Source organism: Promicromonospora kroppenstedtii DSM 19349, from assembly GCF_000515355.1.
Classification (GTDB): Bacteria; Actinomycetota; Actinomycetes; order Actinomycetales; family Cellulomonadaceae; genus Promicromonospora; species Promicromonospora kroppenstedtii.
This window is the reverse complement of record NZ_KI911718.1, coordinates 1-1,905: the sequence shown is the minus strand read 5'-3', so window position 1 is coordinate 1,905 and position 1,905 is coordinate 1. Positions and strand designations below refer to the sequence as shown.

The following is a 1,905-nucleotide window of genomic DNA, read 5'->3' as shown; positions in this document are numbered from 1 at the left end:
CCGGACCGCCAGCCGGTCCCACTGCGCCAGGCTGCGCCGCGCGGCGCGCAGGGACGGCAGGTCCGGGGTGGTCACCAGCAGCACGCGGTCCGCGAACTCCAGGGCCGTGGCCCGCGGCTCGTCCAGGTGGGCGCCGACGTCGATCACGGCCAGGCCGGACTCGAACCGCAGGGCGCTCACGATGGAGCGGACCGCCGCCGGTGTCATCGCCTCGGCCCGCTCACCCTCGGCCGGGGCGGGCAGCAGCCGCAGACCGCCGGGCACCTCGTAGGTGGTCTCGCGCAGCATCCGCCCGGTGACCTCGCCCTCGACCGCGGCCAGGTCCACCACCGAGCGGCGGGTCCGCACCCCGGTGTAGGCGGTGAGATCACCGGCCCCGAGGTCGAGGTCCACCAGGAGGGTGTCGTTCGCGCGCCCGGCGCGCGCCAGGAGCAGGGACAGCACCGAGGTCCCGACGCCGCCCTTGGCCCCGGCGATCGCGACGACCTGCCCGCTGCGGCCGCCGTTGCGCTCGGCGGCGATCGAGGCCCGCGCCATCGCCGACCAGGAGGCCACCGCCTCCAGCCGGGTCAGGACCTCCTCCAGCCCCGCGTTCCGGGCGATCACCGACCGCGCGCCGACCTCCATCGCGGCCGCCATCGCCCGGCTCATCTCGGCGGGGCCGTGCGCGTCCACGACCATGACGATGCCGGTCAGCGGCGTGGCCAGGCCGACGCTGCGGGCCACGGCGTGCCCGTGCCCGTCGTCCGCGGCCTCGTCCACCACCACGATCTCGATGTCCGGCTGCCGGTCGAGCGCAGTGAGCACGCCCGCGCCGTCGGACACCGCGGCCGCGAGCTCGAAGCCGTCGGACTCCGCGAAGATGTGGCCCAGGTGGTCCCGGACCTCGTGCGCCGGCGTCGCGAGCAGCACCTTGGTGACCATGCTCAGCCCTCCGACTTCGGGATCGCGCCGTCGTACACGCGCTGCTGCTCGGGGAGCATGTCCTCGTCGCCCGCGCCGCGCAGGGCCAGGCGCATCTTCACGGAGAAGGACTCGACGTAGGCCAGGGTCAGCGCGTCCTCGGTGCTCAGCGCGAACGTCACCGGCAGCCCGCTGCGCATCTCCAGGCTGTCCGAGGCCTCGACCGTGCGCGGGATGCCGACCTCCAGGACCAGCACGTTGGACACCCAGACCCGCGAGACCGGCTTCTCGTCCTTGGCGCCCTCCATCGTGGCGATGATGTCCACGTGGTCGCCGGGCTCGACCTTGCCGGCCACGCCGGTCTCGGCGTCCACGATGATCGCGACCTCGCGGAACCCCGGTTGCACGCCCGGTCGCTCGATCAGCATCCCGGACTGCAGCAGCGAGCCCTTGTCGAACGAGGTGGCGGCCACGAGGCCGTCGGCGTCGTCCGCGCTGCGCACGGCCGTGTCCGGGACCCAGCGCTCGGGTACCCGGACGCGGTCCAGCATGGCCTCGTCGACGGGCTCCAGGGCGTCGACCGACCGGTTGAGCTGGAGCACCGTCACCATCGGCCCCACCTGGGAGCTCACGGTGCGCACGTAGTAGAGGACGCCGACGAACACGGCGACCGCCAGGATCGAGGTGACGACGAGGAAGAACACTCCCCGGCGCTGACGCGGGTTCAACTGATCACTCCCTGTGTCTCGGTCTGCGGGCCGGTCTGCGCGCCGGCCCTGGTCTCGGCGCGGGCCCGACGCTCCGCGATGTCGCAGAAGATGCAGGTCTGGGCCACGGCCCGGCCGCACGTGTCGCAGGCGCCCCAGAGGTAGGACCCGGCGAGCGCGCTCGCCACGGCCGTCTCCAGCGAGCCGGCGATGGTCGACACCTCCAGCCAGCGCGCGGCGGACCAGCCCGCCTCGGCGCCGGCCAGCTCGGTGTCGGGCTCCCGGGGCAGCAGGT

At 74.2% G+C, this 1,905-nt stretch carries 3 protein-coding genes; all 3 read right to left on the bottom strand.

Features of this window, described 5'->3' with window-relative positions; translation table 11 throughout:
* On the bottom strand, positions 1-924 hold a 924-nt coding region (locus PROKR_RS35625; RefSeq protein WP_036966540.1), incomplete at its 3' end, for a P-loop NTPase family protein.
* A gap of 2 nt (positions 925-926) precedes the next feature.
* Positions 927-1,631: a Flp pilus assembly protein CpaB gene (gene cpaB / locus PROKR_RS20385; RefSeq protein WP_036966537.1), complete on the bottom strand. Its 705-nt coding sequence runs from the start codon at positions 1,629-1,631 to the stop codon at positions 927-929.
* Positions 1,628-1,905: hypothetical protein (locus tag PROKR_RS35620; protein ID WP_036966534.1), on the bottom strand; the 278-nt coding region annotated here is incomplete at its 5' end. The genes cpaB and PROKR_RS35620, both read right to left, overlap by 4 nt.